Below are 25721 nucleotides of genomic sequence, written 5' to 3'. Positions count from 1 at the left end.
CATGAGGCGTTCGTCCGTCATACGCAGAGTGGTCCTTGCGGCCTCGGCCGTGGTTCTGGCGGCCGGCTGTACGGCGCAGGCGGCGGGTCCCGGCGCGGGGGGCGCCGGGCGCGGCACCGGGGGCCCGACGTCGGCGGCCCCGTCGCCGGGCGCCTCTTCTCCTTCGGCCCCGTCGTCCGGCGCCCCGTCCTCCGGAACCACTCCCGGCACGGCCGGAAAGGTCCTGATGGACGACGGGGACGAGAGCGAGCAGGTCCGTGAGCTGCAGGCGCGGCTCCGGCAGCTGGACCACTTCGACCGGGCGCCCACGGCCTTCTACGGGACGATGACCGCCGGCTCCGTGAAGGCCTTCCAGAAGAAGCGCGCGCTGCCGGTGACGGGCACGGTGGACACGGCGACCTGGGAACGGCTGCTCACCGTGTCGAAGGAGCCGACGGCCGACGAGCTGAAGCCCTCCACGACCAACGAGCTGGACACCCCCGACGCGCGCTGCATGACGGGCCGGGTGCTGTGCATCAGCAAGGAGAGCCGAACGCTGGCCTGGATGATCGACGGCCGGGTCGTGTCGTCCATGGACGTCCGCTTCGGCTCGGAGAACACCCCGACCCGCGAGGGCACGTTCAGCGTGGGCTGGAAGGCCAGGGAGTGGACGTCGACGATCTACCACACGCCCATGCCGTACGCGATGTTCTTCAGCGGCGGCCAGGCGGTGCACTACTCGTCGGACTTCGCCGCCCGCGGCTACGGCGGGGCCTCGCACGGCTGTGTGAACGTCCGGGACCGGGCGAAGCTCGCGGCCCTCTTCGACCAGGTGAAGGTCGGCGACAAGGTCGTCGTCCACTGGTGACGTCCCCGCGGCGGGGACCGGGAGGGGCCGGGAGAGGAGAGGGCGCGGGTGGGACCGGGGGAACGTGCCCCACCCGCGCCGGGTGCGCGGAGCCGTAGGTACGGGGGGAACCCCGGCTCGCCGCGCCGCCGATGACCAGTCGGCTCACTCATTACTGCGCCGACGGGCCGCGAAGTGTTACACCCGGCCCGGAAGAGTGTCAGGAACGGTTCTTCGGGGCGCTTCCGGCCCGGCCCCCGGACCCGCCTCCCGTGGTGTCGCGCGCGCCGGAGTCCCGGTCCGTGCCGGGGCGCGGCCCGCTGCCCGTGCCCTTGCCGCCGCCGTGGCCGGGGCGGTGCTCGTCGGCGTCGCCGGACCCGTCGTCCTTGCCGTCGCCCTTGCCGTCACCCGCCCCGTCGTCCTTCGTGTCGCCGGAGCCGCCGGGGCCGCCCGCACCTCCCGCGTCGCCGGAGCCGCCGCCCGCCGTCCCGGTGTCGACGGGCAGGATCCGGTCGCAGTAGCGGCGCAGGGTCTCGCCGCTGCGGAGCCTGCCGGCGAGCTGGCGGCGGCCGGCCTCGTCGAGGCGGCCCGCGCGGAAGTCGCGGCAGGCCTTGAGCGGGGTGTCGGGCAGTGCCGTGCCGCCGCCGGTGGAGTCGGTGCCGGGCGAGGTGCCGGTACCGGCGCCCGTATCGGCGCCGGTGTGGTCGCCGTCACCGTCCGGGGCGCCGGTGGTCCGGCCGGGCGCGGGGCCGCCGGAGGCCGCGCCGCTCCCGCCGTCCGGGTGCCCGCCGCCGGCCGACGGCGAGGTGCCGGGGGTGCCGGTGGCCGGCGTGCCGGGGGTGCGCCCGTCGCGGTCCGGGGTCGCGGGCGGGGGCGTCCCGGGGTCCTGGCGGACGCCCGGCGTCTCCGTCACGACCGGCTCGGGGCTCTCCGCCGCGGTGACGGAGTTCGCCGGTGAGGGGCCGACCAGGGGCAGCACCCCGGTGCCGGCGGCGACGGCGACCCCGCCGACCGTGACGGCGGCGACCGCGGCGGCCAGTCCGTACCGGACGGAACGGCCCCAGCGGCGGGCGGGGGCGGTGACCGGCGCGAGTCGCACCCGGCCGAGGTCCGCCGGGCCGGCGGGCGGAGCGGCGGAGGTGGGCGCGGCGGCGGTACCGGTGAGGGCGGCGCGCTCGGCCACGGCCTTGCGGAAGGCGGCCAGGGCGGCGGCCTCGCCGGGCAGTTCGGCGTCCGCGGGGACGGCGGCGGAAGGGGTACGGGCCCCGCCGAGGGCCTCGGCGAGGCGCTGTGCCTGGGACCGCGCCCGGTCGTCGACGGCGTCGACCGGCTCGCCGCGGAGCAGCCGCTCCGCGGCCTCCTGGTCGAGCCACTGGTACCGCTCGTCGGCCATCACATGTCCTTCTGCGTACGGGGACGTGATTGCGTCACACCGCCGGGCGTCACCGTGCCGGTGCCTCGGCCGCGCTGCGGAGGCACTCCTTCCAGCGGCGGGACGGCCCCGTCGCCCCCGTCGCCCACCGCCTCGCCGTCGACTCCGAGGAGTTCGGCGAGCTTCTTCAGGCCCCGGTGGGCGGCGGTCCGGACCGCGCCGGGGCGTTTGCCGAGGGTCTCGGCGGCGCTCTTGGCGTCGAGTCCGACGACGACGCGGAGGACGACGGCCTCGGCCTGGTCCTGGGGGAGGCGGGCGATCAGGTGCATGGTGTCGGAGGTGGAGAGGGCTTCCAGGGCCTCACCCACGGTGTCGGAGTCGGCGGGCTTCTCGGCGAGCTCGGTCTCGTCCCCGGCCACGGCAGGGCGGCGTCCGCGCATGCGGATGTGGTCGAGCGCGCGGTTGCGGGCGATCCGGGCGGCCCAGCCGCGGAAGCGGTCCGCGTCCCCGCTGAACCGGTCGAGGTCACGGGCTATCTGGAGCCAGGACTCGGAGGCGACGTCCTCGGCGTCGGCCTCGCCGACCAGTGTGCGTATGTAGCCGAGCAGCCGGGGGTGCACGGCGCGATACACAGTGCGGAAGGCGTTCTCGTCCCCGTCCTGCGCAGCGAGCACCGCGGCCGTCAGCTCCGCGTCGTCCCCCAGCACTCCCCAAACCCTGTTCGTCGGTCGCGTCGGTCGCGTCATCGCGGCTGGTCATCACCGCCACGCTGGCTCGCGCACCCTGCACGCTACGTCGTGGATCCGCGTCGCGTCCACGCGGTCCGCGCTCTTCGCGCATATCGCAACCTTTCCGCCACCTCGGGCGGCCGGAAGACGGGTGTGACACAAACCGCACCCCCGGCGCTGTATGGAGTACGGAGCCGTGCTGCGGCTCCGTGGATGACGACCGGGGCCTCTCCTGTGGGGGGTGGCGGCCCCGGTCGTCTCCCTTTTCCCCTTCCTCTCCTCTCCTTGCCTCTCCTTCCTGGCCGACCGCTGCCCGCGTCGTGGCAGGTCACGGCCCTGGGCAGACATCCGACCCGCAACTGTCAACCACTGATTGACAGCACTGAGGTGTCAACCTAAGGTTGCCTCATGACGAATCCAGTCGGTCTGAACGTCCCCGTCCGTCTCGACGACCTCATCGAAGCGGTCAAGAAGATCCCCGGCAGCCCGCTGGACCAGCTCTCCGGAGCGGTTCTCGCGGCCGACCACCTCGGCGACATCGCCGACCACCTCATCGGCCACTTCGTGGACCAGGCCCGGCGCTCCGGCGCCTCCTGGACCGACATCGGCCGCAGCATGGGCGTCACGCGCCAGGCGGCGCAGAAGCGCTTCGTCCCCAAGGAGCCGGACGCGGAGAAAATGGACCCGAACGCCGGGTTCAGCCGGTTCACCCCCCGGGCGCGGAACGTGGTCGTGGCCGCGCAGAACGAGGCCACGTCCGCCGGCAACACCGAGACCACCCCCGCCCACCTCGCCCTCGGCCTGCTGGCCGAGCCGGAGGGCATCGCGGTGCGGTGGATCACCGGGCAGGGCGTCACGCCCGAGCGGCTCCGCGCGGCCGTCCTCCCGACCCTGCCGCCGGCCTCCCCGGAGGTGCCCGCCCTCATCCCGTACGACGCGGCGGCGAAGAAGGTCCTGGAACTGACCTTCCGCGAGGCCCTGCGCCTGGGCCACCCCTACGTCGGCACCGAGCACATCCTCCTCGCGCTCCTGGAGCACGAGCACGGCGAGGGCGTGCTGAGCGGCCTCGGCCTGTCCAAGGCGGCGGCGGAGCGGGACATCACGGAGCTGATCGCCTCGGTGACGCTCGGGGCGGGGGAGGAAGAGAAGGGCCGGCCGCGGCCGTAGCGAACCCCTCGGCCGTACGGCCCCGGCCGGTACCGCCGCTCAGGCCGTGCGGGCCCGGCGGGAGACGACGGCGCGCAGCACGCGGCCGCCCTCGACGGAGAGCTCACGGGCCCGGCGCAGTCCGGTCGGGCCGTGGGCGACGGCTTCGAGGACGGCCTGCTGGCGGCGGAGCTCCCCCGCGAGCAGCGGACCGGCCCCCTCCGCGTCCCCGGCGCGGCAGCGCTCGACGAGACCGTCCGGCACGCCGGCCGGGTCGTGGCGGCCGTGCAGGACGAGGGCGGTGGCCGAGCAGGCGTCCGCCCAGGCGCGCAGGTCACCGGCGGCCCAGGCGGCCGGGGCGGCGGCCAGCATCCCGCGCACGGCCTCCCCGGGGTCACCCTCCCCGGCACCCGCCGCCGCGCCGTCCAGTTCCGCGCGGGCCTTCGCCAGCGACTCGCCCCAGGCGGGGCCGTCGCCACGGGCGACGGCGGCCCAGACGGGGCGCAGGAGATCACCCAGGTCCGGGCCGAGCAGCGGCAGACAGCGGTCGAGGCAGGCGAGCCCGGCCGCGGCCAGGCTCCGTTCGCCGGCGCCGTCGATCAGTTCCCGCAGGCTCCGGCCCGTCACCGACATCGCCGACGTCATGGACGCCTCCTCGCCACCCGATACGGACGCAGTACTTCCCCTACTGCGCCGACTGGCGCGTTTTCGTCACTGCGCGGCCGAAATCATGCCGGTTGCCTTGGCGTGCTGCATAGAGGTCAGACGCCGTACGAAGAGGATCGCGAGGACGGCGGCGGCCATGTCGAGCGCGCCGCTCGCCAGGAGCCACCACGTGGCCGACGCGTGCGCCTCGAAGGTCTCCGCCCGGCCGAGCCGCCAGGCCGCCACACGGCCCAGGACCACGTCCGCCACGAACACCAGCCACCAGCCGTTGAGCAGCAGGAACTCGCCCCGGCGGTCGGGCGCCGACGGGTCGGGCCGGCTCGCCCGCCAGATGTCGGCGGCGATCGCGCGCGGGATCCACAACCCGGCGACCGGGACGAACCAGCCGCCGACGGCCCAGCCCGGCGTCCGGCTCTGGAAGTCGCCGGCCCAGACCTCGGCGTTCAGCCGCAGCCGGTGGAACCAGGCGATGAAGACGGTCCCGGTCGCCACGAGCAGGAGGAGCTGGAGCAGCGCCGTCCCGGTCAGGAGCGCCAGCGCGAGGTCGAGCGCCGACACGTCCCCCGGGGTGCTGTCCGTCGCCGCCGTCCACAGCTCGGAGGCGGCGAAGAGACCGAGGGCGTCGGCGAGGACCGTGGCCCCCAGCAGGGCCGAGACGGCGAAGGCGAGGTCCTTGGGATCGCGGAGCATGCGGTGCGGTTCCCCCCGGAGGAGCGGACGGCGCCCCTCCCCGGAGCCCCGGCGGCGGCCGTGCGGCCGTCGCCGGGGGAACGTACGCGACGCGCGGTGCGCGCGTCCAGGGATCCCTCAGCGCACCCGGTTCGCCAGGGTGCGGAAGTCCGCCCAGCTCAGCGCCGGTGTGCGCGCGTCCCACACCTTCTGCGCGAGGGCCGTCAGCGGCATCCGGATCCCCTCCGCCACCTGCGTCTGGGTCTGCGCCCGTGACAGGTCGCACCAGACGGCGAAGCGGGCGCCGAGGATCTGGGAGTCGTACCGCGAGGGCACGGGGGTGGTGCCGCGCACCACCAGCGGGGTCCACTGCTCGTAGATGCGGCGTCCCGTCGGATAGGCGAAGTCGTTGGGCTCGCCGAGGACGTAGTAGAGGTACTCGTCGTTGAGGTTGACCAGCTTGCGGCCCGCGCTGAGGTACGGGACGGGCGGCCTGGCCCCGATCTCCTTGCCCGTCCAGTACTCGACCTCGATGTCCTGGGCCGGGTTCACCACCCCGCCCGTGAAGAAGCCGTCGTTCCACGCCTTCAGGGTCTTGCCGGTGGGGCGGACGACGGCGGCCCGGTCGTTGAGCCAGCCGGTCGCCAGGTCCTGGACGCGGGCGGACGGCCCGTACTTGGCCCGCGCGGCCTGCGCGAGCTTCGGGTAGGTGGCCTCCGGGTCCCGGGCCATGAGGGCGACGTACTCGTCGGCGCCGAGGTGCCAGTAGCGGCCGGGGAAGAGGGCCGTGTACTCGCGCAGCAGGTCGTCGACGATCCGGGCGGCTCGCGGGTTGGCGATGTCGACCGCTCCGCGCGGGGCCCGGCCGGTCGCGCTGCGGAGCTGGAGGTCGGGGTGGGCGGCGATCACCGCGCCGAGGTGCCCCGGCGAGTCGATCTCGGGGATCACGGTGATGTGCCGGCTCGCCGCGAGCGCCAGGATGCGCCGGACCTCCGCCTTGGTGAGGTGCTGGGCCGAGACGACCTCCGGGTGGGAGTCGGACTGGATCCGGAAGCCCTGGTCGTCGGAGAAGTGCAGGCCGAGCTGGTTGAGCTTGAGGTCGCCCATCTCCCGGATGCGGTCCTCCAGCCAGGCGGCCGTGAAGTGCTTGCGGGCGATGTCGACCATGAGCCCGCGCTGCGGTTTGGCGGGCCGGTCGGTGACCGTCCCCTCCGGCATGGCCCCGGTCGCCTTCACCGACTGCTTGAGCGTCCGGGTCCCGTAGAAGACCCCGGCCTCGTCCGGCCCGCTGATCCGCACCCGGTTGTCGCGGACGACGAGCGTGTACGACTCGGGGGCGCCGCCCGCGCCGCCGAGGGCCAGCTCGACGTCCCCCGGGCCCGCGGCGACGGCGCCCCGGTAGGGAAGGCCCAGCTCGCCGGCGAGGAGCCTGCCCTCGTCGGCGAGGCCCGCGCTGTTCGCGGCGACGACGACACCGGCCGGGGCGGCCGGCTTCCAGCCCGGGCCGCGGGCCGGCGTGTGGTCGCGGACCGCCGGGACGGTGCGCGGCGCCGACGAGAGCGGGTACGTCCGGGACGGCGTCGGCGTGGGGCTCGGCGTCGTCGTGGTGGGACGGGGGCTGGGCGGCGCGGCCGGGCTCGTCCCCGTGGGCGCGGTGCCCGCCGCCGTACCGGACGTGCCGGACGTGGGGGCGCCCGCACCGGAGGGGGAGCCGCCGGAACAGGCCGCCACGGTGGCCAGTGCCACCGTGGTCGCGAGCAGAGCGGGACCCCGGCGGGGTCCTCGTATGGAGTACCGCATCGATCGGAATCCTTCCGTACGGAGGACGGTCCGGCCAATCGGGCGACGGCCGTCCGGCGACTTCCCGAACCTCCGGACCCCTACCCCTCCGGCCCCCGGATCCGCCGCGCCCGGCCGCCCGGCCCGCGCGTCCGGCCTCACGCACGCCACGCCCCGGACCCGCCGGGTCCCGACTTCCTGAACTCCGCAGGCAACCTCGGGAACCCCGAAGTCCATCTCCTGTACCGAAACTCTCCCTTCCGGGTGAAATTCGCGCATCCGTCGGACACTTCCCCCGTCCCGTCGATAGCGTTGCGTCACACCCTCCCCGCCCCGCCCTCCCGTCCCGGAGACCACGCTGACCAGCGACACCCACGCCCCCTTCCGGACACCGGGCTCCTCGGACGCATCCGCGGCAGCCGTGCGGCGGGCCGGCCTGCCGGGGCCCGCCGCCGCGCGGGACGCCCTGGGCCGCTTCAACGCGGCCTCCGCGGCCGAGGCCGAGGAGCTGCTCCTCTCCTGCTGCCACAGCCGCCACTGGGCCGAACGGGTGGCCTCCCACCGTCCGTACCCGACCGTGGACGCGCTGCTCGCCGCGGCCGACGAAGCGGGCTACGACCTGGCAGGACACGATCTGGACGAGGCGCTGGCCGCCGAGTGCCCGGTCCTGCCGCACCCGGACGCGCCGCCCGCCGCGCGCACCGCCCTGCGGGCCGCCCACGCCGCGTACGAGAGCAGCTTCGGGCACGCCTTCGTGATCAGCCTCGACGGCGTGCGGCCCGGGGAGCGGCTGGACCAGGTCCTGGCCGGGATCCGGTCACGTCTCGGCAACGAACCGGAGGAGGAGCGGGCCGTCGCGGCCGACGAACTGAGGCGGCTCGCCCGGGCCCGGCTCGCCTTCCGACTCGCCCGGGACCTCACCTCTCGCCCCGCCGGCGCGTGATTCCGTCCGGAACGCGCCGATACCGGCCTCGGGGATGGTCCGTCCGTGCCTGTTTGATCACACCTATGGACCCCGCGCGAGCGAACCGACAACTCGTCGCTACGATGACCGGGGCCGGTGGACCGTACCCGGCCGGGCCTGACCGACAGAGAAGCCGGCCGGCCCTGATCCCCGCTCCCGGAGGGTTTTTCCGTGCCGGCTGGAACGCTGTACCGCGGCCGGGAAGGAATGTGGTCCTGGGTGGCTCATCGAGTCACCGGCGTCCTCATCTTCTTCTTCCTGTTCGTACACGTACTGGACACCGCTCTCGTCCGTGTCTCCCCCGAGGCGTACGACGAGGTTGTCGCGACCTACAAGACGCCGATCGTCGCGCTGCTCGAGTACGGCCTCGTCGCCGCCATCCTCTTCCACGCGCTCAACGGCCTTCGCGTCATCGCCGTGGACTTCTGGTCCAAGGGCCCGCGCTACCAGAAGCAGATGCTCTGGACCGTCGTGGGCATCTGGCTCGTGCTGATGGCGGGCTCGATCTACCCCGTCCTCGGCCACGCCGCACGTGAACTGTTCGGGAGCTGACGCCAGACATGTCCACTGAGACCTCCACCGCGATCGGTCCCGTCGAGGGCGGCGCCCGCTACGACGTGGACAACCCGGCCCCGTACATCGAGGCCCCCCGCAAGCGCACCGGCAAGACCCCGCGCGCGACCCGTGGCAACTTCGAGATGGCCGCGTGGCTCTTCATGCGCCTCTCCGGCGTGGTCCTGGTCGTGCTGGTCCTCGGCCACCTGCTGATCCAGCTGTTCCTGGACGGCGGCGTCTCCAAGATCGGTTTCGCCTTCGTGGCGGGCCGCTGGGCGTCCCCGTTCTGGCAGGTCTGGGACCTCCTGATGCTGTGGCTCGCCATGCTGCACGGCGCCAACGGCCTCCGTACCGTCATCAACGACTACGCGGAGCGGGCCAACACGCGCCTGTGGCTCAAGGGCCTGCTGTACACCGCCACGGTGTTCACCATCCTTCTGGGCACGCTGGTGATCTTCACCTTCGACCCGAACATCCGCTAGGCACGGGGCTGAGGTAATCCACGTCATGAAGTTCCACAAGTACGACACCGTCATCGTCGGCGCCGGTGGCGCCGGCATGCGCGCCGCCATCGAGGCGACGAAGCGCAGCCGCACCGCCGTGCTGACCAAGCTGTACCCGACCCGCTCCCACACGGGCGCCGCGCAGGGCGGCATGGCCGCCGCGCTGGCGAACGTGGAGGAGGACAACTGGGAGTGGCACACCTTCGACACGGTCAAGGGCGGTGACTACCTGGTCGACCAGGACGCCGCCGAGATCCTGGCGAAGGAGGCCATCGACGCCGTCCTCGACCTGGAGAAGATGGGCCTGCCGTTCAACCGGACCCCGAACGGCACCATCGACCAGCGCCGCTTCGGCGGTCACTCCCGCAACCACGGCGAGGCCCCGGTCCGCCGGTCCTGCTACGCCGCGGACCGCACGGGTCACATGATCCTCCAGACGCTGTACCAGAACTGCGTCAAGGAGGGCGTGGAGTTCTTCAACGAGTTCTACGTCCTGGACCAGCTGATCACCGAGGTCGACGGCGTCAAGAAGTCCGCCGGTGTGGTCGCGTACGAGCTGGCCACCGGTGAGATCCACGTCTTCCAGGCGAAGGCCGTGATCTACGCGTCCGGCGGCACCGGCAAGTTCTTCAAGGTGACCTCGAACGCCCACACCCTGACCGGTGACGGCCAGGCCGCCTGCTACCGCCGTGGCATCCCGCTGGAGGACATGGAGTTCTTCCAGTTCCACCCGACGGGCATCTGGCGCATGGGCATCCTGCTGACGGAGGGCGCCCGCGGTGAGGGCGGCATCCTCCGCAACAAGGACGGCGAGCGCTTCATGGAGAAGTACGCGCCGGTCATGAAGGACCTCGCGTCCCGTGACGTCGTCTCCCGCTCCATCTACACGGAGATCCGCGAGGGCCGCGGCTGCGGTCCCGAGGGCGACCACGTCTACCTGGACCTGACGCACCTCCCGCCGGAGCAGCTGGACGCCAAGCTGCCGGACATCACCGAGTTCGCCCGTACGTACCTCGGCATCGAGCCGTACACGGACCCGATCCCGATCCAGCCCACCGCGCACTACGCCATGGGCGGCATCCCGACCAACGTCCAGGGCGAGGTGCTCGCGGACAACACCACGGTCGTCCCGGGCCTCTACGCGGCCGGCGAGGTCGCCTGTGTCTCCGTGCACGGCGCCAACCGCCTCGGCACCAACTCGCTGCTCGACATCAACGTGTTCGGCAAGCGGTCGGGCATCGCGGCGGCGGAGTACTCCGCGAAGCACGACTACGTCGAGCTGCCGGAGAACCCCGCCTCCTTCGTCGAGCAGCAGATCGAGCAGCTGCGCAACTCCACGGGCAGCGAGCGGGTCGCGGACCTGCGCCGTGAGCTCCAGGAGACGATGGACGCGAACGTGATGGTGTTCCGTACGGAGCAGACCATCAAGACGGCCGTCGAGAAGATCGCCGAGCTGCGCGAGCGCTACCTGAACGTGTCCATCCAGGACAAGGGCAAGCGCTTCAACACCGACCTCCTGGAGGCCATCGAGCTGGGCAACCTGCTCGACCTGGCCGAGGTCATGGCCGTCTCGGCCCTGGCGCGCAAGGAGTCCCGCGGCGGTCACTACCGCGAGGACTACCCGAACCGCGACGACGTCAACTTCATGCGCCACACCATGGCGTACCGCGAGGTCGGCGAGGACGGCTCCGAGACCGTCCGTCTCGACTACAAGCCGGTCGTCCAGACCCGCTACCAGCCGATGGAGCGTAAGTACTGATGGCTACCCCCGTTCTGGACAAGGTGGAGAAGGACTCCGCCGCGTCCCCCTACATCACGGTCACCTTCCGCATCCGCCGGTTCAACCCCGAGCTCTCGGACGCGGCGGTCTGGGAGGACTTCCAGATCGAGATCGACCCGAAGGAGCGCGTGCTCGACGGTCTCCACAAGATCAAGTGGGACCTGGACGGCACGCTGACCTTCCGTCGCTCGTGCGCGCACGGCATCTGCGGCTCGGACGCGATGCGGATCAACGGCAAGAACAGGCTCGCCTGCAAGACGCTGATCAAGGACATCAACCCCGAGAAGCCGATCACCGTCGAGGCCATAAAGGGCCTGACGGTGATGAAGGACCTCGTGGTCGACATGGAGCCCTTCTTCCAGGCGTACCGGGACGTCATGCCGTTCCTGGTCACCAAGGGCAACGAGCCGACGCGCGAGCGTCTGCAGTCGGCCGAGGACCGCGAGCGCTTCGACGACACCACCAAGTGCATCCTGTGCGCCGCGTGCACCTCGTCCTGCCCGGTCTTCTGGAACGACGGCCAGTACTTCGGTCCGGCCGCGATCGTCAACGCGCACCGCTTCATCTTCGACTCGCGTGACGAGGCGGGCGAGCAGCGCCTGGAGATCCTGAACGACAAGGACGGTGTGTGGCGCTGCCGCACCACGTTCAACTGCACCGACGCGTGCCCGCGTGGCATCGAGGTCACCAAGGCGATCCAGGAAGTGAAGCGCGCGCTGATCACGCGTCGCTTCTGACACCTGGTCACGGCGGGGAAGCCCGCTTCTGTACGCTGCGTCGTGCAGAAGCGGGCTTTTTCGTGTCCGCACGGTCGTGTGCGGGGAGACGGGGACTGATGAGCGAGCCGAACCCTTACGCGGACGGGGACTACACGTGGGGGCCGGGCCACGGGGCCGGCGCGCCGGGGTACGGGTACCCGCACGACGCGGCGCCGGCGGGCGGGGCCTACCCGGTGTCGCCCGCGTACCAGCCGACGCTGCCGGGCGGGGTGCCGGTGCCGCCGCAGTACGCGGCGGGCGGGGCGCCGTCGTTCTCCCTCGGGGACATCACGGTGGTGGGCGACCAGATCCTCACCCCGGCCGGGTCGATGCCGCTCAAGGGGGCGGTGTGGAACGCGACGGACCTGTCGCGCACCGAGGAGAAGATCTCGACGGTCGGCATCGTGCTGGCCTGCGTCTTCGTCGCGGCCTGCGGCCTGGGCCTGCTGTTCCTCCTGATGAAGGAGAAGACGACCTCGGGCTTCGTCCAGGTCACGGTCACCAGCGGCGGCCGCCACCACGCCACGATGATCCCGGCGACCCGCCCGGACACGATCCACTGGGTGATGAGCCAGATCGCGTACGCGCGTCAGCTGAGCTTCTGAGGAACGGCTCCTGGGGTCAGCCGTGCCGTGCGGCGTCGTCGTGGTCGAACGACGACGCCGGGGCCAGGCGCTCGACGAACGTCCGGAAGTCGGCGGCCAGCGGCAGGCCCGTGCCGTACTCCTCGTCGAACCAGGTCACGGACGGCTCCCCCCGCTCGCCGCAGCTCCGGTAGTCGAGGGCGATCCAGGTGTGCCCGTCCCCTGAGAGCAGCACCAGAGGAGTGGGAAGTCCCCATTCTGCGATCCGGTAGGGCGAGTCCAGCAAGGAGGACCGACGGTCGTAGCGGCCGATGCCCAGCAGTTCGCCGAAGGGCACGTGGTCCGCGCTCCATGACGTCGGCACGTCGGTGGGGAACGCGTCCCACGCCTCCGCCACGAGGCCGCCGTCCCGGATCCGCAGGAGCTCCAGCAGCGATGCCGGAAGACGGACACCGAGCCGGTGCTCGGCTTCCTTGATCGCCTCTTCCGTCACGGGGGAGACGCTCCCGCAGGACCCCTCGTCCCAGAATCTGGCCTTGACCTCGTCGAACCGCGTCACGAGCGCATCCTAGGGCCCGCCGGGCCGGCGGGGTCAGCCGTGCCAGGGGCGGGTGGTGGGGTTCTCCTCGGCGACGAGCATGATGCGGCGGAGGAGGTCGTTGAGCTGGGTGCGCTCGACGGGGGAGAGGACGCCGAGGAGGCGGTACTCCTCGTGGCCGAGGACGTCCATGGCGCCGTGCCAGATCTCGCGGCCGGTGGGGGTGAGTTCCACGACGACGCGGCGGCGGTCGGTGGTGGAGGGGGTGCGGCGGACGAGGCCGCGTTTCTCCAGGGCGTCGAGGCGGCCGGTGACGGAGGCGGGGGCGAGGTCGAGGTCCTGGGCGAGGTCGGAGGGGGCGGCGCTGCCGCCGCGGCCCGCGAGCTTGTGGAGGGTGTCGAACTCGTGGCGCTCGAGGTCGAAGTCGGCGAGGGACTGTTCGCGGACCCGGCGCAGGTGCACGGAGAGCTTCTTCATGCGGGTGACGGCGCCCTCGACGACGGGGTCGAGGCCGGGCAGGACGGGCTGCCAGCGCTCGACGTGCCCGTCGGTCCAGTCGCGCGGGGCGGGCGTCGCGCCCGCGGGGTCGGTCGCTTCCGTCGGCTCCATGCGCCGATCGTACGTCGCCGGCCGGCACCTTCCGCGGACGCGCCCCGCCCCAAATCCCTTCGGTACCGAATATTTCGTTGACGAATTATTCGGTGCCGAAATAAATTCAGGGGCATGCCCGCCATCCCGCCCCCCGCCATGTCCCCGCCCCTCCCCCACCCCCTCCGCACCCGCTCCTTCCGCCTCCTCTTCGCCGGCCGCGCCCTCTCTCTCCTCGGCGACGCCGCCGTCCCCGCCGCCCTCGCCCTCGCCGTCCTCGCGGCCACCGGCTCCACCGCCGCCCTGGCCCTCGTCCTCGGCTGCGCCATGGTGCCCAAGCTGCTCCTGCTGCCGCTCGGCGGCGTCGTCGGCGACCGCTTCGACGCCCGTACGGTCGCCCTCGTCACCGATCTGGTCCGCTGCGCCACCCAGCTCGTCGTCGGCGTCCAACTCCTCGGCGGCGCCCCGACGCTCGCCGTCATCGCGGTCGCGGAGGCCGTCGGCGGCGCGGCCGGCGCCTTCGCCATGCCGACCGTCTCCCCGCTGGTCAAGGGCACGGTCCCGGCGGAGTCCCTGCACCGGGCGAACGCGGCCATGGGCATCGCCGTCAGCGCCACCCGCCTCGGCGGCCCCGCGCTCGCCGGCACCCTCGTCCTCACCGTCGGCCCCGGCTGGGCGTTCGTCCTGGACGCGGCCACCTTCGCCGTCAGCGCCCTGCTCCTGACGGCCGTCCGCGTCGAGCGGGTGCCGATCCCACGCCGCTCGTTCCGCGCCGACCTGGCGGAGGGCTGGCACGAGGTCCGCTCCCGGGACTGGTACTGGACGAGCCTGGTCGCCCACAGCGCCTGGAACGGTGCCGCCGCCGTCCTGATGACCCTCGGCCCGGCGATCGCCGTCCAGCGGCTCGGCGGCGCGGCCACCTGGGTCCTCCTGCTCCAGACCGGCGCCGTCGGCTTCCTCCTCGGAGCGCTGCTCGCCGACCGCGTCCGCCCCCGCCGCCCGGTCCTCGCCGCCAACCTCGGCCTCGCCACGTACGCCCTGCCGCTGGTCCTGCTCGCCGTCGCCGCGCCCGCGCCGCTGACGATCGCCGCGTACGGCCTCGCGCAGGCCGGCCTCGGCTTCCTCTCCCCCGTCTGGGAGACCGCCGTCCAGCGGGCGGTGCCCGCCCACGCCCTCGCCCGCGTCACCTCGTACGACTGGCTGCTCTCCCTCGCCGCCATGCCGCTCGGCTACGCGCTCGCGCCGCTCGCCGCCTCCGTCTGGGGCACCGGCGTGCCGCTGGTGGCGGCCGCCGTGGCCGTCGGCGGCTGCTGCCTGGCAACGGCGCTCGTGCCCGGCGTCCGCCGCTTCCGCCGAACCTGACGGCGGGCGCGGGGTGCGTCGACGTCCCGGCCCGGACCTTGGCCGAATCGTGCGCGCGGCCCGCGCCGTGGGGCCACTACGGTGGGGGCATGACGACCGGGACGGCCTCGCGCCACACACGGATCGGTGACCCGGTGTTCCGCTGAGTGCCGCGCGGGCCCCTCCTCCGTCGTGTCGATCACGCGCTCCACGCATCGACCACGACAGGAGAACGACCCCCCTTGCTCACGAAGACACTGGAGATCCCCACCGCCGACGGCCGCGCCGACGCCTTCGCCGCCTTCCCCGGCGGCGGCGGGCGGCACCCCGGGGTGCTGATGTACGCGGACGGTTTCGGACTCCGGCCCGTCCTGCGGGAGATGGCCCGCGAACTGGCCGGTCACGGCTACTACGTCCTCGTACCGAACTTCTTCTACCGCCACGGCCCCGCGCCGGTGATCGAACTGCCCGCGCACATCGGCGAGGAGGCCCGGCCCGCCCTGTTCGCACGGCTGATGCCCCTGATCGGGGCGCACACGCCCGCCCGGGCGCTGCGGGACGCGGACGCCTACCTCCGCTTCCTCGCCGCCCGGCCGGAGGTCGCCGGCGGACCGGTCGCGGTGACCGGCTACTGCATCGGCGGCCTCCTGGCGCTGCGGACCGCCGCGGCGCATCCGGGCCGGGTGGCCGCGGTCGCCGGATTCCACGGCCCGGTGGTCGCGGACGAGCCGGGCGGGCTGCCCGGCTTCCTCTCCCGGATCACCGCCCGGGTCCATCTCGGCCACGCCGCGAGCGATCTGACGCCCGCGGCCCTGGGCGAACTCAACGGGGTACTGGACGCGGCCGGGGTGGACCACACCTCCGAGATCTATCCCGGAACCGTCCACGGCTTCACCATGGCCGACACCGACGCCTTCGACCCGGCCGGGCTGCGCCGGCACTGGGACCGCCTGCTCCCGCTGCTCGCCGGCACCCTGGGCTGACGACCCGGAGCAACGGAGCGGTCCGGCGTGGCGGTCAGCGCACCGCCGCGCCGGGGGCGCCGGCCTCGGCCAGGAAGGCGGTCAGCAGGGCGGCCGTCTCCGCCGGCCGCTCCAGGGCCGGGAGGTGACCGGCCCAGTCGAGGCGCTCGTGGCGGGCGGCCGGCAGGAGGCGGGCCAGGTCCTCGGCGAGGGCGCGGAAGTCGGGCACGTCATGGGCGCCGGAGACGACGAGCGCGGGGGCCTCGATACGGGGGAGATCCTCGGCCGTGACGCCCGCGTCGACGGGGGCGTGCTCCTCCGGCACCGGCAGCTGGACGTCGAAGATGTGCCGCTGCATGGCCCGGACGAGCGCACGCACCTCGGGGCCGGCGCCGGGGCCGAGCCAGGTGTGGACGTTGAGTTCGACGGCGGCGTCGATGTCGCCGGCGATGAGCAGGTCCCTCTCGCGCGCGCCCCAGGCGCGCAGCTCCTCGCTCGGCTCGTGGCCGGGGGCGCCGGAGCAGAGCAGGGCGAGTGCGGAGACGCGCGCCGGGTGGAGGGCGGCGAACTCCAGGGCGACCTCGCCGCCGAAGGAGGAACCGACGACGGCGGCGCGGTCGGCGCCGATCTCGTCGAGGAGGGCGCGGACGTCCTCGGCGTGGGTGTGCGGGGCGTCGATGGGGGTGTCACCGTAGCCGCGAAGGTCGCACCGGACGACGCGGTGTCCGGCTTCGGCCAGCGCGTGGAACTGTCCGTCCCACATCCGGCGGTCGCAGACCCCGGAGTGCAGCAGGAGGACGGTGGAGGGGCCTTCGCCGGCCAGGTCATGAATGAGCGTCACCCCGTGACCCTAGGGGCGCGTAAGGCGCTTGACCACCCCTTTGTTCATCACGGCCGTCCCCGCCGCACCCCGGACTTGAACACGTTCAAGAGGAGGTCTACAGTCATGCCTGCCAGCATTTGAACGCGTTCAAGGGAGCGTGGGGCATGGACCTCACTGTCGTCGCGTACATCGTCTACCTGCTGATCAGCGTGGCTCTGACCATCTGGGTCGCCCGCACCCTCAGCCGCAACGGAAGGATCTTCCTCTCCGACGTGCTGCACGGGAACGAGAAGCTCGCGGAGGCCGTCAACCACCTCCTCGTGGTCGGCTTCTACCTCGTCAACTTCGGCTTCGTCGCGCTCTACCTCAGCCAGGACGACGCGGTCCTCGACGCCCGCGCCCTCTTCGAGGCCCTCTCCGTCAAGCTCGGAGTCGTCCTCCTCGTCCTGGGCGTGATGCACCTCGGCAACGTCTACGTCCTCAACAAGATCCGCCGCCGGGGCGTCATGGAACGCGAGCAGGTACCGCCCGTCGCCCCGCAGGGCTGGACGACCCCGGGCCGGGGCGGCCCCTGGAACCCGCCCGCCCCGGCCGCGCCCCGCGCCTGACCGGAGCCGCGCCATGACGACCCCCGTCATTCGCCCGGTCACCCCGGTCGGCCGGCTCACCGTCCTGTACGACGCCGACTGCCCGCTCTGCGTCCACCTCCGGCACTGGCTGCTGCGTCAGCGGCAGCTCGTCCCGCTCGACCTGGTGCCGGCCGGTTCGGAGCAGGCGCGGCGCACGTTCCCGGCCCTCGACCACGCCGCGACCCTCCGGGAGATCACGGTGGTCGGGGACCGGGGGCAGGTCTACCGCGAGTCGGCCGCCTGGATCGTCTGCCTCTGGGCCCTTGCCGAGCACCGCCCGAAGGCCCACTGGCTCGCCACCCCGGCCGGGCAGCCCTTCGCCCGGGCCGCCGTTCTCACCGCCGCCCGGTGGCGGGAGGCCCTCAAGGGACCGGCCGGGGAGGGCCGAGAGCCGGCACCGCACGGAGCGGACCCCACCGGGGACGGCTGCGGGACCGGGCGCTGCGAGGCGCCCGCGCCGCCCGGCTAGGCTCGGCACCGTGAAGGACGCGAAGGAAGAGAAGAAGGCCCCCAAGAGCGAGCAGACCCGCACGCTCATCCTCGAAACCGCGCTCCGGCTGTTCAAGGAGCGCGGCTACGACCGGACGACGATGCGGGCCATCGCCCAGGAGGCCGGGGTCTCCGTGGGCAACGCCTACTACTACTTCTCCTCCAAGGAACACCTCGTCCAGGGGTTCTACGACCGGATCGCCGAGGAGCACCAGGCGGCCGTGGAACCCCTCCTGAACGGCCCCGAGAAGGACCTCACCGCACGCATCCGGGGGGTCCTGCTCGGCTGGCTCGACATCGCGGAGCCGTACCACGAGTTCGCGGCCCAGTTCTTCAAGAACGCCGCCGACCCGCAGAGCCCGCTGAGCCCGTTCTCGCCCGAGTCGGAAGGCCCGCGCGAGGCCGCGATCGACGTGCACCGGCGGGTGATCTCCGGCGCCTCCGTCAAGCCGGATCCCGAACTGGCCGAGGCCCTCCCCCGGTTGCTGTGGCTCCAGCAGATGGGCCTGGTGCTGTTCTGGGTCTACGACCGCTCGGAGGGCGCCGCCAACAGCCGGCGCCTGGTCGAACGGCTCGCGCCGGTCACCGCCCGCGCGATCTCCCTCTCCCGCTTCCGCGTCCTGCGGCCGCTGGTCAAGGAGACCCACGAACTGCTCTCCGACTTCCTGCCGACGGCGGCCGGCATGGCCGCCTCGGGCAAGCCGAAGCGCACCGCCGCGAAGCAGCGTGAACGGTCGCACTGAGAAGGGCCGGGCATCCGGGGGCCGGGCTTCCCGGGCCGTGCCCGGGCCGGCGGCCGAGGCCCGGAGCTCAGCCCGTCAGATCCACTTCAGTTCCCACAGGCGCCAGATGCCCGTGCCGTCCGACAGCAGCTGGGAACCGGCGACCTCCTCCGTGGAGAGCACGTAGTCCCTCTTCTGCCACAGCGGGACGAGCGGGACCTCGGCGGCGACCTCCGTCTGGATGGCCTTGAAGTCGCCGGTCGCCCGGGCCCGGTCGCCGTACTGCTGCGTCGAGGCGATCAGCGCGTCGATCCGCTTGCTGGAGAAGCCGTTGTGCAGCGTGTTCGCCGTACCGACGAGCGGCGCGGTGAAGCTGTCGGAGTCGGGGAAGTCGGGCAGCCAGCCGACCGTGTACACGTCGTAGGCGCCCCGGGCGTACGCCTTCTGGAAGCTCTGCCAGTCCGCCTCGACCAGCTTGACCCTGAAGAGGCCGGTCTCCTCCAGCTGCTCCTTGATGGCGGCGGTCTCCTTGTCGTACGGAGTGCCCTCGCGGTAGCCGAAGGTGAACGTCACCGGCGTCTCGACCCCGGCGTCCCGCAGGATCTTCTTCGCCTTGTCCGCACTGGGCTCGGGGTTGGCGTCGTAGAAGGCGGTGTTGTGGCCGAGGAAGCCCTGCGGAATGAGGGAGTACAGCGGCTCGACCGTGTCCTTGTACGTGCCGGTGGCGAGCTCCGGGCGGTCGATGACGGCGGCGATCGCCTGCCGCACCGCCTTGTTCGCCATCGGACGGCCGGGCCGCACGTTGAAGTTGAGGTTCCGGGTCTCGGGGCTCTCCGCCTCGGTCACCCGCGTGCCGTCCTTGGTGTCGAGGTCGGAGATGAAGTCCGGCGGCAGCTGCCGGTGCGTCACCTGGACCTGCTTGGTCTTCCAGGCCTCGGCGAGCTGCTCCGAGGTGCGGTAGTAGCGGACGAGGACCGGGCTGCCGGTCCTGGCGAGGGCGCCCCGGTAGGCCGGGTTGGGCTCCAGGCGGGCGGACTCGCCGGGCTTGTACTCCTTGAGGACGTACGGGCCGGAGCCGTCGACCGCGTGGTCCGCGCGCAGCCGGTCGGCCGGGTAGCGCTCGCGGTCGACGATGGCACCGGCGCCGGTGGCCACCTTCAGCGGGAAGGTGGCGTCGCGGCCGCTCAGGTGGAAGGTGACGGTGCGGCCGTCGGCCACGATGGTCTTCAGGGTCGGGAAGAGCGGCTTCGGGCCGACGTCGGCCTTGATCCGGAGCATCCGCTCGAAGGAGTACTTGACGTCCTCGGCGGTCACCTTGCGGCCGCTGGAGAAGGTCAGGTCGTCGCGGAGCGTGCAGCGGTACGTGGTGAGCCGCGAGCCCACGAAGGCGCAGCTCTCGGCGGCGTCCGGCACGGGCGTGGGGATGCCCGGCTTGAAGGTCAGCAGGGACTGGAAGACGTTGCTGTACATCGCCCAGGAGCCGGCGTCGTAGGCGCCGGCCGGGTCGAGCGAGGTCACTTCGTCCGTCGTTCCGACGGAGATCGCGTCCGTCCGCGCTTCGTCGGACGGAAGGAGTTGCCAGCCACCCACTCCGGCGGCCACCAGAACTCCACACGTGATGAGGATCCGCAGACGGACCGTCGACCGCATTGCCGTGCTTCCTTTTTTTCGACCCACCCCAACCGCGGCGGCCCCCCGGCACGCCGCAATGGCGTCACCCAATCACACGCCTTTCACAAGTGGAAGAGAAAAGCTTCACAGCCTGTGGATATGTCCGGGATGGGGCGGCTTCGGGTCGATGAGCAGCACGTCAACGGTCCTGGACGAGGAGTGACCGGTACCGCTTCGGCCCCCTCCTCGTCCCCTTCAGGCCTGTTTCGAGGCGATTTCGACGATCGTGATGTCGGACGGCGCGCCGACCCGGACCGGTGGCCCCCAGGCGCCGGCGCCCCGCGAGACGTACAGCTGGGTGTCGCCGTAGCGCTCCAGACCGGCGACGGTCGGGTTGGCGAGCTCGGCCAGGTGGTTGCCGGGCCACAGCTGTCCGCCGTGCGTGTGGCCCGAGAGCTGGAGGTCCACGCCGTGGCGTACGGCGTCGTGCACGACGATCGGCTGGTGGGCCAGGAGCACGGCGGCCCGCGCCCGGTCGCGGTCGCCGAGGGCGCGGACGAAGTCGGGGCCCCGGCCCTCGCTCTCACCGGCCACGTCGTCCACGCCGGCCAGGTCGAAACCGGCGGCGATCTCGACGCGCTCGTTGCGCAGCGGGCGCAGGCCGAGGTCGCGGACGTGGTCGACCCAGGCGTCGGCGCCGGAGAAGTACTCGTGGTTGCCCGTGACGAAGAAGGAGCCGTGCCGGGCCCGGAGCCGGGCGAGCGGTTCGGCGGCGGAGCCGAGGTTCTCCACGGTGCCGTCCACGAGGTCACCGACGACGGCGATCAGGTCGGGCTGGGCGGAGTTGATGGCGTCCACGATGCGCTGCGTGTGGGCGCGGCCGAGGATCGGACCGAGGTGGATGTCGGAGACGACGGCGATCCGGTACCCGTGCGCGGCGCGCGGCACCTTGGCGAGCGGCACGGTGACGCGCTTGACCCGGGGCCCGCGCAGCACACCGTAGGTGCCGTACCCGACCGTCCCCGCGGCCACGGCCGCGGCGGCCCCGCCGACCACCCGCGACACGAACAGCCGCCGGGACACCCCGGCCGCGTCCGCCGACCGCCCGGCCTCCCCGACCGGCACCTCGGGCTCCGCCGCCCCGGGCCCGGGCGCGTGCGCCGGTACGAGGGCGGGCGACGGCTCCGGTACGGCCCGGGGCGCGGCGGCGGCCCTGCGGGCGAGCCAGGCGCGCAGCAGCGGCCGCACGGCCTCGCCGAGGGCCAGGGCGAGGACCACGTACAGCAGCAGGGCGAGCCACAGGAACCCCGGGCCAGGCGACGGCCCGCTGCACCCAGAAGGGCGCACCCGCCCGCGCCGACACCAGCGCCCCGAGCGACAGCAGCGGCAGCACGACGACGAGGGCCGTTCCGATCCGCCGCGCCGGCCCGCCGGGCGCCGTCACGTCCCGTACGAGACGCTGCCACACATACCGGTGCACCACCCCGAGCAGCGCGAGGACCACGACCAGAACCAGCACGAAGACACCCATGCCCGAACCCCCCTCTCCCCCGGCCCGCTACCGGCCGCTCGCGGACGGCGCCCCGCCCTCGCGCCGCGCGGCGCGCACCCCACGCAACCCGATCACTCCGATCACCGTCCCCAAGACAAAGGACGTCACGGCGAGCAGCAGGTGAACCCAGAAGTAGGCCGTCGGCTCACCCGCGTCGTCGAAGGCGAGACCGCTCCCGTCGTTCCACAGGTTCTTGACGAAAGTGACCCAGATGAACCAGCTCCACACCCCGAACGCGAGCAGGAACCAGGAGACGCGGCGGCTGAGCTTCATGACCCCAGTATCACCGCCCGCTCCGCCCGCCCCGCGTCCGGGTGGAGGAGGGTGGGGGAAGCGGCCCGTGGGGTTCGGATCGGTGGTGCGGGGCGGTACGTTCTCGGTCGTGTCTGCATCGAAAAAGTTCGCCTGGGTGGCCGGTGCCGCCCTGCTGCTGCCCCTCGTCACCGCCCCCGTCGCCCACGCGGACGGCAAGCCCGGCAAGGACGAGAAGGAGAAGCAGCCCAAGCCGCCCGCCGTGATGTCGATGGTCGGCGGTGAGCTGCTCGGGAAGCCGGGCACGCAGGTGCGGCTGGGGGCCGGGGCGCCGGTGCTGCCGAAGGAGCTGTCGGGGCGGTCGTGGATCGTGGCGGACGCGGAGAACGGACAGGTGCTCGCGGCGCACAACGCCCACTGGCGGCTGGCGCCCGCGTCCACCCTGAAGATGCTGTTCGCGGACACGCTGCTGCCGAAGATCGCGAAGAACCGGACGCACCTGGTGACCTCGACCGAGCTGTCCGGCGTCGGCGCCGGTTCCAGCCTGGTCGGGCTGAAGGAGAAGCAGAGCTACTCGGTGCACGACCTGTGGCTGGGGGTGTTCCTGCGTTCGGGGAACGACGCCGTGCACGTCCTCTCCGAGATGAACGGCGGGGTGCGCAAGACCGTGGCGGAGATGAACGCCCGCGCGGTCGAGCTCCAGGCCCTCGACACCCGCGTCGTCACCCCGGACGGCTACGACGCCCAGGGGCAGGTGTCGTCCGCGTACGACCTGACCCTGATCGCGCGCAGCGGCATGCAGAACGCGGACTTCCGCGCGTACGCGGCGACGCCCCGGGCGGCGTTCCCCGGCGAGCAGAAGCCGGGCAAGAAGCGCGAGACCTTCGAGATCCAGAACACCAACCGGCTGCTGACCGGAGACTTCGGTGTCGCGCCCTACCAGGGCATCGCGGGGGTCAAGAACGGCAGCACGACGCACGCGGGCGCCACGTTCACCGGGGTCGCCGAGCGCAACGGCCGGGTGCTGCTCGTCACCGTCATGAACCCCTCGTCCAAGGAGCAGCACGCGGTCTACAAGGAGGCCGCGCGGCTGCTCGACTGGGGCTTCGCGGCGGCGGGCAAGGTGCGGCCGGTGGGTGAGCTGGTGCCGCCGCTGTCGGCGCGTACCGGCGACACGCGGGAGGTGACGGTGCCGGCCGACGAGGTCCCGGCGGCGAAGCCGGCCGTGGCCGCCGCGACGGAGGGGAGGTCCGGTGGGGCGGGGGTCGCGCTCGCCGTGGCGGGCGGGGTGCTCGTGCTGATCGCCGGGGCGGTCTTCCTGGTCAATCGCCGCTGGCCGACGGCGGCTTCGGGGGCGCGGCGCCGTCCCCGGACGGCTCCTCCCGGTCCGGACGTGAATCCGTAGCGGTGTCGCCGCGCGTGTCCGTGGCCGTCCAGGCCGCGCAGAACAGCAGGAGTTTCGCGGTGAGGTTCATCCAGAGCATCAGGGCGACCGGGACCCCGAATGCCCCGTACATGGACTTCGCCGCGACGCCCCTCATGTAGCCGCCGAGCAGCAGCTTCAGCAGTTCGAAGCCGACTGCGCCGATGAGCGCGGCGACGACGAGGTCCTTGCGGGCGGGTTCGACGCCGGGCAGCAGGGTCAGGACGTAGAGCAGGATCAGGAAGTTCGCGACCACGGCGACGAGCACCGCGGCGGTGTGGAGCAGGACACCGCCCGCGCCGCCGCCGGAGATGCCGATCCGGTCGGCGGTCCAGCCGACGGCGGCGGAGCCGAGCCAGGAGGCGGCGAGCGAGCCGAGGACGACGCCGCCGAGGCCGAGGAGGATGACCGTGTCCTTGCCCTTGCGGACGACCGGGTTGCCCTCGTCGACGTCGTCGAGGTCCCAGACGGCGCGCAGGCAGTCCCGCATGGAGCCGATCCAGCCGATGCCGGTGAAGAGGAGGAGGGCGCCGGCGACGAGGCCGACGGTGCCGGCGTTGGCGACGAGCGCGTCGATGTCGAGCTGGTCGGAGATGCCGGGCACCTGCTCGGCGATCTTCCGCTGGATGCGGTCGAGCTGGTCGTCGGTGAGGAGCGAGGCGCCGATCGCGGCGCCGACGGTGATCAGCGGGAAGAGGGCGAGGAAGGAGAGGAAGGTGATCGCGGCGGCCAGCCGCGTCCAGTGGGCCCGGTCGAGGGTCTCGTACGAGTGCCAGGCGTGGGTCCGCGTGAGGCGGGTGACCCAGGGGCCGATGACGGGGAGTCCGGTCAGCCAGTCCATGTCGTGCGCGCGCTCCTCGTTCCGTCGGTGGGTCGACGGTACGAGACTTCCCCGCCGCCGCTCACGGACCCGGACCGGCGTGGCCGCGGCGGGGGCCGTGGGGTGGGTCACGGTGGTCCGGCCGACATCCCGGGGACGTGGGGCGCAATACCGGCATAAGGGGGAGAAGCGGCGATACGGTCACCTTCATGGCTGTCGAGACCCGCGTCCTGGACGACGACTGCGTACCGATCAGCGGGTGGGCCCGCACCTCCCCCACCCTCGCGCGCGTGCGGCGGCCCCGCGGCTCGGCCGAGGTGGCCGCGGCCCTGCGCGCCGGGGATCCGCGCGGCGCGCTCGCCCGCGGGCTCGGCCGGGCCTACGGCGACGCCGCCCAGAACGCGGGCGGCACCGTCCTGGACATGACCGGCCTCGCCCGGATCCTCGCCTTCGACGCCGCCGCCGGGCTCGTCGTGTGCGAGGCCGGGATCAGCCTGCACCGGCTGATGACGGCCCTGCTGCCGCGCGGCTTCTTCCTGCCCGTCACCCCCGCCACCCGGTACGTCACCGCCGGCGGGGCCGTCGCCACCGACGTCCACGGCGCCAACCATCCGGGGGCGGGGTCCTTCGCCCGGCACGTCACCGCGTTGGACCTGCTCACACCCGACGGGGAGGTCCGGACGGCGCTGCCCGGCACGCCCCTCTTCGACGCCACCACCGGAGGCCTCGGGCTGACCGGGATCGTCCTCACGGTGACCCTGCGCCTCCTGCGCGTCCAGACCTCGCTGCTGAGCGTGGACACCGAGCGCGTGCGCGACCTGGACGAGCTGATGGCCCGGCTCGCCGGCGCGCCGCCCGGCCGGGAGGTGGCCGGCGCCCCGCCCGCGTACGAGATCGCCCGCATCGACCCGCTCGCCCGGGGCGCCGCCACGGGCCGGGCCGTCCTGATCCGCGCCCGGCACGCCCCGTACGCGGCGCTGCCCCGCCGGCACCCGGCCCGCCGCGCCCCGCTCGCCTTCCGGCCCGTGACGCTGCCCGCGCCGCCGCCGTACGTCCCCGGCGGCCTGCTCGGCCGGACGGCCCTGGGGCTCGCGGGCGCCCTCCGGTACCGCGCCGCGCCCCGCCGCTCCACGGGCCGTCTCCGGCCGCTGTCCGCCGTCCTGCACCCGCTGGACGCGCTGCCGCACGGGAACCGGCTGTACGGGCCCGGGGGCTTCGTCCCGTACCGCTGCGCCGTCCCGTACGGGCAGGAGGAGACGCTGTGCCGGATCGTGCGACGGATCGCGGCGCGCCGGTTCCCCGCGCTCCCGGCCGTCCTCACCCGGTTCGGGGAGGCCGGGCCCGGCTGGCTCTCCTATCCGCTGCCCGGCTGGTCGCTGGGGCTCGACCTGCCGGCCGGCCTCCCGGGCCTCCCGGCCTTCCTCGACGCGCTCGACGAGGAGGTCCTCGGCGCGGGCGGCCGGGTGCAGCTCGCCGCCGACTCGCGGGTCCGGCCGGGGGCGGTGGCGGCGATGTACCCACGGCTCGCCGACTTCCGCGCCCTGCGCTCCGCGCTCGACCCGGGGGCCGTGCTCCGCTCCGACCTGTCCCGCCGTCTCGCCCTCTAGGGGGTGTCTCGCCGATCTTGCCGGGCTCGCGACG

The 25721-nt window shown here is 73.2% G+C and carries 26 protein-coding genes and 1 pseudogene; 15 read left to right on the top strand and 12 right to left on the bottom strand.

Annotated elements, in window-relative coordinates; translation table 11 throughout:
- The first annotated feature begins 1 nt into the window (after position 1).
- Positions 2–847 carry a L,D-transpeptidase family protein gene (locus ABTY40_RS13940; RefSeq protein WP_502990573.1) on the top strand — a complete coding sequence of 282 codons (846 nt, stop codon included), beginning with the start codon at positions 2–4 and terminating at the stop codon, positions 845–847.
- Positions 848–1046: 199 nt separating this feature from the next.
- Here the strand turns inward: ABTY40_RS13940 and ABTY40_RS13935 are convergent, their stop codons facing one another.
- Together ABTY40_RS13935 and ABTY40_RS13930 are read right to left on the bottom strand one after the other, a co-directional pair.
- Positions 1047–2219, bottom strand: a complete 1173-nt coding sequence (locus tag ABTY40_RS13935; RefSeq protein ID WP_352059704.1) for a hypothetical protein — start codon at positions 2217–2219, stop codon at positions 1047–1049.
- A complete protein-coding gene (locus tag ABTY40_RS13930; protein ID WP_352059703.1) occupies positions 2219–2905 on the bottom strand; it encodes an RNA polymerase sigma factor in 687 nt (228 codons plus the stop codon). Before ABTY40_RS13930 ends, ABTY40_RS13935 begins: the two co-directional genes overlap by 1 nt.
- A 429-nt stretch (positions 2906–3334) precedes the next feature.
- Here ABTY40_RS13930 and ABTY40_RS13925 point away from each other — a divergent pair, with 429 nt between their 5' ends.
- Positions 3335–4093 (top strand): Clp protease N-terminal domain-containing protein, encoded by a 759-nt coding sequence (locus ABTY40_RS13925; protein WP_352059702.1) that lies wholly within the window; start codon positions 3335–3337, stop codon positions 4091–4093.
- A 39-nt stretch (positions 4094–4132) separates the two neighbouring features.
- On the opposite strand, the gene ABTY40_RS13920 is transcribed toward ABTY40_RS13925, so the two are convergent.
- The 3 genes from ABTY40_RS13920 to ABTY40_RS13910 form a co-directional block, all read right to left on the bottom strand.
- Complete coding sequence (locus ABTY40_RS13920) at positions 4133–4717, bottom strand: hypothetical protein (protein ID WP_352059701.1); 585 nt, start codon at positions 4715–4717, stop codon at positions 4133–4135.
- A gap of 66 nt (positions 4718–4783) precedes the next feature.
- On the bottom strand, positions 4784–5428 hold the full coding sequence (locus ABTY40_RS13915; RefSeq protein WP_352059700.1) for a DUF4328 domain-containing protein: 645 nt from the start codon (positions 5426–5428) through the stop codon (positions 4784–4786).
- 117 nt (positions 5429–5545) lie between these two features.
- Positions 5546–7207 (bottom strand): beta-N-acetylhexosaminidase, encoded by a 1662-nt coding sequence (locus tag ABTY40_RS13910; protein ID WP_352059699.1) that lies wholly within the window; start codon positions 7205–7207, stop codon positions 5546–5548.
- 400 nt (positions 7208–7607) lie between these two features.
- On the opposite strand from ABTY40_RS13910, the gene ABTY40_RS13905 reads away from it, so the two are divergent.
- The 6 genes from ABTY40_RS13905 (at position 7608) to ABTY40_RS13880 (ending at position 12351) form a co-directional block, all read left to right on the top strand.
- The gene (locus ABTY40_RS13905; RefSeq protein ID WP_502990572.1) at positions 7608–8129 is read left to right on the top strand and encodes a 2-oxo-4-hydroxy-4-carboxy-5-ureidoimidazoline decarboxylase; all 522 of its coding nucleotides are present in this window, start codon (positions 7608–7610) and stop codon (positions 8127–8129) included.
- A gap of 192 nt (positions 8130–8321) precedes the next feature.
- The gene (gene sdhC, locus ABTY40_RS13900; RefSeq protein ID WP_309052057.1) at positions 8322–8702 is read left to right on the top strand and encodes a succinate dehydrogenase, cytochrome b556 subunit; all 381 of its coding nucleotides are present in this window, start codon (positions 8322–8324) and stop codon (positions 8700–8702) included.
- Positions 8703–8710: 8 nt separating this feature from the next.
- Positions 8711–9187, top strand: coding sequence for a succinate dehydrogenase hydrophobic membrane anchor subunit (locus ABTY40_RS13895; protein ID WP_309052056.1), 477 nt, complete (start codon positions 8711–8713; stop codon positions 9185–9187).
- A 25-nt stretch (positions 9188–9212) separates the two neighbouring features.
- Positions 9213–10967, top strand: a complete 1755-nt coding sequence (gene sdhA / locus ABTY40_RS13890; protein ID WP_352059698.1) for a succinate dehydrogenase flavoprotein subunit — start codon at positions 9213–9215, stop codon at positions 10965–10967.
- Positions 10967–11725, top strand: a complete 759-nt coding sequence (locus tag ABTY40_RS13885; protein WP_309051978.1) for a succinate dehydrogenase iron-sulfur subunit — start codon at positions 10967–10969, stop codon at positions 11723–11725. The genes sdhA and ABTY40_RS13885 overlap by 1 nt, the downstream gene beginning before the upstream one ends.
- 98 nt (positions 11726–11823) lie before the next feature.
- A complete protein-coding gene (locus tag ABTY40_RS13880; protein ID WP_352059697.1) occupies positions 11824–12351 on the top strand; it encodes a hypothetical protein in 528 nt (175 codons plus the stop codon).
- Positions 12352–12367: 16 nt separating this feature from the next.
- On the opposite strand, the gene ABTY40_RS13875 is transcribed toward ABTY40_RS13880, so the two are convergent.
- Together ABTY40_RS13875 and ABTY40_RS13870 are read right to left on the bottom strand one after the other, a co-directional pair.
- On the bottom strand, positions 12368–12889 hold the full coding sequence (locus ABTY40_RS13875; protein WP_352059696.1) for an SMI1/KNR4 family protein: 522 nt from the start codon (positions 12887–12889) through the stop codon (positions 12368–12370).
- A 33-nt stretch (positions 12890–12922) separates the two neighbouring features.
- On the bottom strand, positions 12923–13477 hold the full coding sequence (locus ABTY40_RS13870; RefSeq protein WP_352059695.1) for a MarR family winged helix-turn-helix transcriptional regulator: 555 nt from the start codon (positions 13475–13477) through the stop codon (positions 12923–12925).
- Positions 13478–13591: 114 nt separating this feature from the next.
- Between ABTY40_RS13870 and ABTY40_RS13865 the strand changes: the two genes are divergently transcribed.
- Together ABTY40_RS13865 and ABTY40_RS13860 are read left to right on the top strand one after the other, a co-directional pair.
- A complete protein-coding gene (locus ABTY40_RS13865) occupies positions 13592–14818 on the top strand; it encodes an MFS transporter (protein WP_352059694.1) in 1227 nt (408 codons plus the stop codon).
- A gap of 221 nt (positions 14819–15039) precedes the next feature.
- Positions 15040–15780 carry a dienelactone hydrolase family protein gene (locus ABTY40_RS13860; RefSeq protein WP_352059693.1) on the top strand — a complete coding sequence of 247 codons (741 nt, stop codon included), beginning with the start codon at positions 15040–15042 and terminating at the stop codon, positions 15778–15780.
- Between the two features lie 34 nt (positions 15781–15814).
- On the opposite strand, the gene ABTY40_RS13855 is transcribed toward ABTY40_RS13860, so the two are convergent.
- Entirely contained in the window at positions 15815–16600 is a 786-nt protein-coding gene (locus ABTY40_RS13855; RefSeq protein ID WP_352059692.1) for an alpha/beta fold hydrolase, read from the bottom strand.
- 146 nt (positions 16601–16746) lie between these two features.
- On the opposite strand from ABTY40_RS13855, the gene ABTY40_RS13850 reads away from it, so the two are divergent.
- From ABTY40_RS13850 to ABTY40_RS13840, 3 genes are read left to right on the top strand one after another with little or no spacing between them, the layout of a single operon-like run.
- Complete coding sequence (locus ABTY40_RS13850; protein ID WP_352059691.1) at positions 16747–17190, top strand: hypothetical protein; 444 nt, start codon at positions 16747–16749, stop codon at positions 17188–17190.
- A gap of 13 nt (positions 17191–17203) precedes the next feature.
- A complete protein-coding gene (locus ABTY40_RS13845) occupies positions 17204–17680 on the top strand; it encodes a thiol-disulfide oxidoreductase DCC family protein (RefSeq protein ID WP_352059690.1) in 477 nt (158 codons plus the stop codon).
- A 10-nt stretch (positions 17681–17690) separates the two neighbouring features.
- A complete protein-coding gene (locus ABTY40_RS13840) occupies positions 17691–18443 on the top strand; it encodes a TetR/AcrR family transcriptional regulator (RefSeq protein ID WP_352059689.1) in 753 nt (250 codons plus the stop codon).
- 75 nt (positions 18444–18518) lie between these two features.
- Here the strand turns inward: ABTY40_RS13840 and ABTY40_RS13835 are convergent, their stop codons facing one another.
- The 3 genes and pseudogenes from ABTY40_RS13835 to ABTY40_RS13825 form a co-directional block, all read right to left on the bottom strand.
- Complete coding sequence (locus ABTY40_RS13835) at positions 18519–20072, bottom strand: ABC transporter substrate-binding protein (RefSeq protein WP_352059688.1); 1554 nt, start codon at positions 20070–20072, stop codon at positions 18519–18521.
- Between the two features lie 216 nt (positions 20073–20288).
- Positions 20289–21564 (bottom strand): annotated as a pseudogene (locus ABTY40_RS13830) (metallophosphoesterase).
- A 27-nt stretch (positions 21565–21591) separates the two neighbouring features.
- Complete coding sequence (locus tag ABTY40_RS13825; RefSeq protein WP_345278450.1) at positions 21592–21858, bottom strand: SCO4848 family membrane protein; 267 nt, start codon at positions 21856–21858, stop codon at positions 21592–21594.
- A gap of 109 nt (positions 21859–21967) precedes the next feature.
- Here ABTY40_RS13825 and ABTY40_RS13820 point away from each other — a divergent pair, with 109 nt between their 5' ends.
- Positions 21968–23242, top strand: coding sequence for a D-alanyl-D-alanine carboxypeptidase family protein (locus ABTY40_RS13820; protein ID WP_502990571.1), 1275 nt, complete (start codon positions 21968–21970; stop codon positions 23240–23242).
- Here the strand turns inward: ABTY40_RS13820 and ABTY40_RS13815 are convergent.
- Positions 23160–24101: a YihY/virulence factor BrkB family protein gene (locus tag ABTY40_RS13815; protein ID WP_352059686.1), complete on the bottom strand. Its 942-nt coding sequence runs from the start codon at positions 24099–24101 to the stop codon at positions 23160–23162. The genes ABTY40_RS13820 and ABTY40_RS13815 overlap by 83 nt on opposite strands.
- Before the next feature lie 188 nt (positions 24102–24289).
- On the opposite strand from ABTY40_RS13815, the gene dprE1 reads away from it, so the two are divergent.
- On the top strand, positions 24290–25687 hold the full coding sequence (dprE1, locus tag ABTY40_RS13810) for an FAD-binding oxidoreductase (RefSeq protein WP_352059685.1): 1398 nt from the start codon (positions 24290–24292) through the stop codon (positions 25685–25687).
- The last annotated feature ends 34 nt before the right edge of the window (positions 25688–25721 follow it).

It is taken from the genome of Streptomyces sp. NPDC126503 (assembly GCF_040302405.1).
Lineage (GTDB): Bacteria > Actinomycetota > Actinomycetes > Streptomycetales > Streptomycetaceae > Streptomyces > Streptomyces gulbargensis.
This window is presented reverse-complemented; position numbering and strand designations above follow the sequence as displayed.